Origin of the sequence: Streptomyces sp. KR55, assembly GCF_052245645.1 — a bacterium.
GTDB classification, from domain to species: Bacteria; Actinomycetota; Actinomycetes; order Streptomycetales; family Streptomycetaceae; genus Streptomyces; species Streptomyces flavusporus.
The window spans coordinates 42,554-48,553 of sequence record NZ_JBQQCE010000011.1; the positions used below are offsets into that span (position 1 = coordinate 42,554).

6 protein-coding genes and 1 tRNA gene are annotated in these 6,000 nt (G+C 70.5%); 3 read left to right on the plus strand and 4 right to left on the minus strand.

Features of this window, described 5'->3' with window-relative positions:
* Positions 1–144: 144 nt before the first annotated feature.
* Positions 145–215: transfer RNA gene (locus tag ACTWQJ_RS03055), tRNA-Gly, on the plus strand.
* A 93-nt stretch (positions 216–308) separates the two neighbouring features.
* On the opposite strand, the gene ACTWQJ_RS03060 is transcribed toward ACTWQJ_RS03055, so the two are convergent.
* Entirely contained in the window at positions 309–503 is a 195-nt protein-coding gene (locus ACTWQJ_RS03060; RefSeq protein ID WP_129802323.1) for a hypothetical protein, read from the minus strand.
* Positions 504–894: 391 nt separating this feature from the next.
* On the opposite strand from ACTWQJ_RS03060, the gene ACTWQJ_RS03065 reads away from it, so the two are divergent.
* Complete coding sequence (locus tag ACTWQJ_RS03065; RefSeq protein WP_443305058.1) at positions 895–2,010, plus strand: acyltransferase family protein; 1,116 nt, start codon at positions 895–897, stop codon at positions 2,008–2,010.
* Here the strand turns inward: ACTWQJ_RS03065 and ACTWQJ_RS03070 are convergent, their stop codons facing one another.
* Together ACTWQJ_RS03070 and ACTWQJ_RS03075 are read right to left on the minus strand one after the other, a co-directional pair.
* Entirely contained in the window at positions 2,011–2,469 is a 459-nt protein-coding gene (locus tag ACTWQJ_RS03070; RefSeq protein ID WP_443305059.1) for an HD domain-containing protein, read from the minus strand.
* Positions 2,470–2,481: 12 nt separating this feature from the next.
* A complete protein-coding gene (locus ACTWQJ_RS03075; RefSeq protein ID WP_224735897.1) occupies positions 2,482–3,666 on the minus strand; it encodes a PP2C family protein-serine/threonine phosphatase in 1,185 nt (394 codons plus the stop codon).
* Positions 3,667–3,829: 163 nt separating this feature from the next.
* Between ACTWQJ_RS03075 and ACTWQJ_RS03080 the strand changes: the two genes are divergently transcribed.
* The gene (locus tag ACTWQJ_RS03080; protein WP_443305060.1) at positions 3,830–5,083 is read left to right on the plus strand and encodes a GNAT family N-acetyltransferase; all 1,254 of its coding nucleotides are present in this window, start codon (positions 3,830–3,832) and stop codon (positions 5,081–5,083) included.
* Positions 5,084–5,114: 31 nt separating this feature from the next.
* Here the strand turns inward: ACTWQJ_RS03080 and ACTWQJ_RS03085 are convergent, their stop codons facing one another.
* Complete coding sequence (locus tag ACTWQJ_RS03085) at positions 5,115–5,960, minus strand: Fpg/Nei family DNA glycosylase (RefSeq protein WP_443305061.1); 846 nt, start codon at positions 5,958–5,960, stop codon at positions 5,115–5,117.
* Between the last annotated feature and the right edge of the window lie 40 nt (positions 5,961–6,000).

Here is a 6,000-nt window from a genome sequence, read left to right on the forward strand (position 1 = left end):
ACATGCCCGCAGGCAGCGCGGCCGCCGCATTTCCCGAGCACCGGTGCGGTGTCGGCGTCCCTACGGATGGGGTGTGCGGTGAGGGGGGCCGACCCGCTACGATGCCTGCAGTGCCGCGGTCGGCTGACCTGCGGCGCGTTGTGTGCGGGCGTAGCTCAATGGTAGAGCCCCAGTCTTCCAAACTGGCTACGCGGGTTCGATTCCCGTCGCCCGCTCTGCATGGCGAAGGGCCCGGTTCCTCGGAACCGGGCCCTTCGTGTTCCACAGGTCGCGTACGTCCGCTCTTGATCAGCGCCGAGGCCGGCCGGTCAGAACTGGATCTCGTTGATGGTCTGGGCTATCGAGTCCAGGAAGCGCTGAATGTCGTCGGCCATGCCGGTCGAGGCGAGGAAGAAGCCGAAGAGGACCGCAACGATCGCGGGGCCCGCCTTGATGTTCCCTGCCCTGATCATCACCACCAGGATGATCGCCAATAGCAGCACCACTGACAGCGAAATGGCCACAACTGATCACACCCTCGGTCGGTCCGCTCTCCCGGCCTGGGATGCAGACCGCGCACCCCCGGCAGAACCATCGTGCCACCAACACGGCCCTGGTATGCGGGCCGTGACGCATCGTCCGCCACACCCGTGTCGGACAAGTCCGGACCCGTCCGGGCGCGCACACACCCCTGTCGCAGCCGGCGACGCAATTCGACAGTCAACTGCGCAAGGAATTCGGCCGGTTCGTTTCCGTCTCCACACAACGCGTTCGCAGGGAATTCGATTTGTTGCGCATAAAGAGAGAGGAAGCGGACATTCCGTCATCCACCACGTCGACTCACTGTGTTGACCGTCACGTCGTCCGCCATGCCAACTCTGCGGAAACACGGGTAGGCGCGGAGGAAAAGCAGGAATGACGCCGAGGGTTTTACGGGAACCCGCAGACGACGCTAGGGTGCCTCAGATGTTTCGACAGCGCGACGCCTTCTTCGACAACGCAAAGTATCTGGCGATCGTCCTGGTGGCCGTGGCCCACGCATGGGAGCCGTTGAAGGGGGACAGCCGGACCCTGGAGGCCGCGTACATGGTCGTGTACGCGTTCCACATGCCGGCGTTCATCGTCATCTCGGGCTTCTTCTCCCGCAGTTTCGACATGCGCGCGGACCGGCTGCAGCGGCTCATCACCGGTGTCGTGGTGCCGTACATCGTCTTCGAGACCGCCTATTCGCTCGGCGAGCGCTACTTCGGCGACGACCCGGAACAGAAGATCAGTCTGCTCGACCCCTGGTATCTGACCTGGTTCCTGATCGCGCTGTTCATCTGGCGGTTGACCACCCCCGTCTGGAAGCTGGTGCGGTGGCCGCTCCCTCTCGCGCTCGGTATCGCCATGCTGGCGTCCGCCGCCCCGGGAATCGGCAACGACCTGGATCTGCAGCGGGTGTTGCAGTTCCTGCCGTTCTTCGTGCTGGGCCTGTGCATGAAGCCCGAGCACTTCCAGATGGTGCGCCGGCGTTCGGTGCGGATCCTGTCGGTGCCGGTGTTCGCGGCCGCGGGTGTCGTCGGCTGGTGGGCGGTGCCGCGGATGAACACCGGGTGGTTCTACCACCGGGACGCCGCGCAGGAGCTGGGCGCGCCCTGGTGGACCGGGCCGGTCATGGTGCTCGCGCTGTTCGGCTGCTCGCTGTTGCTGACGGCCTGCTTCTTCGCCTGGGTGCCGGGCCGGCAGATGTGGTTCACAGCGCTCGGCGCGGGCACGCTGTACGGCTATCTGCTGCACGGCTTCCTGGTCAAGGCCGGTGGGTACGGCGGCTGGTACGAGCACGCCTGGCTGCACCGGCCGTCCGGCGAGATCCTCGTGAGCGTCCTCGCGGCCGTCGCCGTCACGCTGCTGTGCACCAAGCCCGTCCAGCGGGTCTTCCGGTTCGCGATGGAGCCGAAGATGGAGTGGGCGTTCAAGCGGGACGCCGCGGACCTTGCGCGGGAGCGCGAACGGGCGCGGGAGAAGCAGCTCCAGAAGGCCGACGCCTAGTCAGTCGTCCGGCAGGCCGAGGAGTGTGCGCATGCGGGCGTACTTCTCGGTCAGTCGGGTGCGGGTGGGCTCGTCGAGGCGTGCGAGGCGGGCCGGGTCCGCGTTGTGGGCCAGGTCCGCCTCCTTGACCAGGAGTGCGCCCGGCGTGGCGAGGATGCGGGCGGCGTACACCTCCGGTGGCTCCCCCGCGCGTTTGGTGACCGCACGCACCACGTCCTTCGTACGGCGGCTCAGCGCGGCCTCGTGCAGCCACTGCTCGGACAGGGCCTCGTCCTCGACGGCGTCGTGCAGCCAGGCCGCCGCGATCTGCTCCTCGTCACCGCCGCGGGCACGGACGCCGTCGGCGACAGCGGCGAGGTGTTCGGCGTAGGGGCGGCCGGCCTTGTCCGTCTGCCCCTGGTGGGCGGCGCGGGCGACGGCCTCCACTTCGGCCAGGGTGAGGTGCGGGTGCTCGGTCACTCGTCGAGTGTCTCAGCGGGCGGCCGCCGCCAGGGCCGTCGGGCCCTCACGGCAGATCAGCAGGAGGGCGCGGTCGTCGTTGACGTCCTTCGCCACCGCCTCGATGAGGTGCCAGGCAGCGCCGTGGAAGCCGCCGGCGACATAGCGGTCGGCCTCGCCGGTGAGGCGGTCGAGGCCCTCGACGATGTCGCGGTCGGACGTTTCCACCAGACCGTCCGTGAACAGCATCAGCACGTCGCCGGGCCGCAGCGAGCCCTTCACCGAGTCGAACTGGGCGCCTTCGTACACACCCAGCAGCGGCCCCTCCGCCGCCTTCTCCTCCCAGCGTCCGCTGCCCGCGTTGAGCTGGAGGCCCGGCGGATGGCCCGCGGAGTACAGCTCGTAGTCGCCGGAGTCCAGGTCGAGGACCAGGTGGATCGAGGTCGCGAAGCCCTCGTCCCAGTCCTGGCGGAGGAGGTAGCCGTTCGCCGCCGGGAGGAAGGCGTGCGGCGGCAGCGAGCCGAGCAGACCGCCGAAGGCACCCGACAGCAGCAGGGCGCGCGAGCCGGCGTCCATGCCCTTGCCGGAGACGTCGGTGAGGACAACCTCCAGGGTGCGGCCGCCGTTCGTGCGGGCCGCGACCACGAAGTCGCCGGAGAAGGACTGGCCGCCCGCCGGCCGCAGCGCCATCTCCCGGTGCCACCCCTGCGGCAGCTTCGGCAGCTTGCTCTGCACCCGGATCCGCTCGCGCAGGTCGAACAGCATGGTGCCGCCGCGCCGCCAGGGCACGCCGACCCGGCTGCGGAACTGCGCGATCAGCAGCCCGAAGAAACCGCACGCGGCCACCACCAGGACCACGCCCGGGGTCACGCGCGAGGGCCCCTCCGTGTACGGGCCCAGCTGTATCGACTCCACGATCAGCGCCGTGGCCGCCGCCGCATACAGGCCGAGCAGGCTCGCCGGGCGCAGCAGCAGACCGCCCGCGACGATCGGCAGGACCAGCGCGGCCGGGGAGCACCACACCGAGTTGGCGAGCGTGGTGATCGTGATCAGCGGGACGGTGAGCAGCAGTCCGGCCAGCGCGATCCAGTCCGAACCGTCGCCGCGGAAGTAGTCGACGGCGCTTCTGCGCACGCCGACGCGGGCCCGGTGCCACCTCATCCTCAACCGGGCCGGGAACGTATCGGCCGCCGCGCGCCGCTCTCGTCCTGCTGCCATTAGTTCGGGACCCTATCCATCGGACCAGCTGCTTGGCACGGGAGGTCCCACTTGTCCCCCGTCCGAGGCTCGACTTCACAGTGAACTCCACGGAAAGCCGCCGCGCCGCCGTCCGGGAGAAATTCCCTCGCCCGCCCCGCAGTGCCCTGGTAGGCATGGGCTCATGGCGACAGACTTCGCGACAGGCCCGGCGGCAGAGCTACGGGTGCTGCGGCAGGACGAATGGGGCCTGTGGTACGACACCCTGATCCGCGCCTTCGGTGGCATGCCGGAGCCGGCCGAGGAGCGGGAGCTGTGGGACGCGCTCACCGAGTGCGACCGGTCCCTCGGCGCCTGGGAGGGCGACGCCTGCGTGGGGACGGCCGGGGCGTTCACGTTCCGGCTGAGCGTGCCCGGCGGGGCGTCGGTGCCGGCGGCGGGCGTCACGATGGTCAGTGTCGCCGCCACACACCGGCGGCGCGGGGTGCTGACGTCCATGATGCGGCGGCAGTTGGACGACGTCCGCTCCTGGGGCGAGCCGCTGGCGGTGCTCACCGCCTCCGAGCCGGCGATCTACGGCCGGTTCGGGTACGCCGCCGCGACGTTCGGACTCAGCGCCGAGATCGACACGAGTCGGGTACGGCTGTCGGTGCCGGCCGGCACCGATGACGTACGACTGCGGTACGCGGCGCCCGCGGACGTGCTCGACGCATGCGAGGCGGTCTACGCGCGGCTGGTGCCCCGGCGTCCCGGGATGCTCGCGCGGCAGCCGGGCTGGGAGCGGGTGGGGCTGCTCGATCCGGAGAGCGAGCGGGACGGGGCGTCGCCGCTGCAGTGCGTCGTCGCCGAACGGGACGGGGAGGTCACCGGGTACGCGCGCTTCCGAGTCAGGCTGGGATGGGGCGTGACCGGGCACAACGGCACGGTGGCGCTGGCGGATTCGGCCGCGCTCGACCCCATGACGGAGGCGGCGCTGTGGCGGTTCCTGTTCGGGATCGACCTGACGACGACGCTGACCGTGCGCGGGCGGCCGGTCGACGACGCGTGGCAGTACCTGGTGTCCGACATCCGGCGGTGCCAGCCACGGCTGCGGGACTCGCTCTACGCACGGCTGGTGGATGTCGGGGCCGCGCTGGAGGCGCGTACCTATCAGGCGCCGGTGGACGTGGTGTTCGAGGTGGCGGACGACTTCTGCCCCTGGAACGCCGGGCGTTGGCGGCTGACGGGGGATGCGAAGGGGGCGTCGTGTGTGCGTACGCCGGATGCGGCTGATCTCGCCTTGTCCGTACGGGAGTTGGCGGCGGCGTATCTCGGCGGGGTGAGCCTCGGGTCGCTGGCGGCGGCGGGGCGGGTGCGGGAGCTGCGGGCGGGGGCGCTGGCGGAGGCGTCGGTGGGGTTCGGGGGCGTGGTGGCGCCTTGGCTGCCGCACGGGTTCTGACGGTTCTGGTGGTCGTGGCCCGGGTGGCGGGTCAGTTTCGCTGGCAGGTCGGGCACCAGAAGAGGTTGCGGGCGGCGAGATCGGCGGTGCGGATCTCGCCGCCACAGATGTGGCAGGGCTGGTTGGCCCTGCGGTACACGTAGACCTCGCCTCCGTGGTCGTCCACGCGTGGCGGGCGGCCCATCGCCTCCGGGGTGTGCTCCGGGCGGACGGTGTCGATGCGGTTGGTGCGGACGCCGTCGCGCATCAGGGCGACGAGATCGTTCCAGATCGCGTCCCACTCGGTGGGGGTGATGTCCCTGCCCGGGCGGTACGGGTCCATGTGGTGCCGGAAGAGGACCTCGGCGCGGTAGACGTTGCCGACGCCGGCGATGACCTTCTGGTCCATGAGGAGGGCGGCGATCGTCGTACGGCTGCGGGAGATGCGGCGGTAGGCGGTGGCGGGGTCGGCGTGGTGGTCGGTGCGGAGGGGGTCCGGGCCCAGGCGGTCGTGTATCGCCTGCTTCTCGGTGTCCGTGATCAGGGCGCAGGTGGTGGGGCCGCGGAGGTCGACGTACGCGGTGGGGTTGGCGAGGCGGAGGCGGACGGTGTCCGTGGGTGGCGGTGCGGGAACGCCGGCGCCGACCTCACCCAGGGTCACCTTGCCGAAGAGGCCGAGGTGGATGTGGATCCAGTCGGTGTTCTCGGGGGCGGGGTCCCGGAAGCCGAGGAAGAGGTGTTTGCCGTGGGCGTCGGCGGTGTGGAGGGTTGAGCCGTCGAGGAGGGCTGCGGCGTCGGAGAACTTGCCCTGGGGGCTGGTGATGTGGACGGGGCCGCGGCTCTTGAAGCGGGCGGCGTAGTCCTGGGCCAGGCGGTGGATGGTGTGGCCCTCCGGCACGGGGCGGCTCCTTTCTTACGCGGTTGCCTCCGGTTGGGGG

Bases quoted from the DNA above. Each gene is read 5' to 3' on its own strand.
- ACTWQJ_RS03065 (WP_443305058.1), top strand. From the start codon at position 895: ATGACGCCGAGGGTTTTACGGGAACCCGCAGACGACGCTAGGGTGCCT.
- ACTWQJ_RS03075 (WP_224735897.1), bottom strand. From the start codon at position 3,666: ATGGCAGCAGGACGAGAGCGGCGCGCGGCGGCCGATACGTTCCCGGCC.
- ACTWQJ_RS03080 (WP_443305060.1), top strand. From the start codon at position 3,830: ATGGCGACAGACTTCGCGACAGGCCCGGCGGCAGAGCTACGGGTGCTG.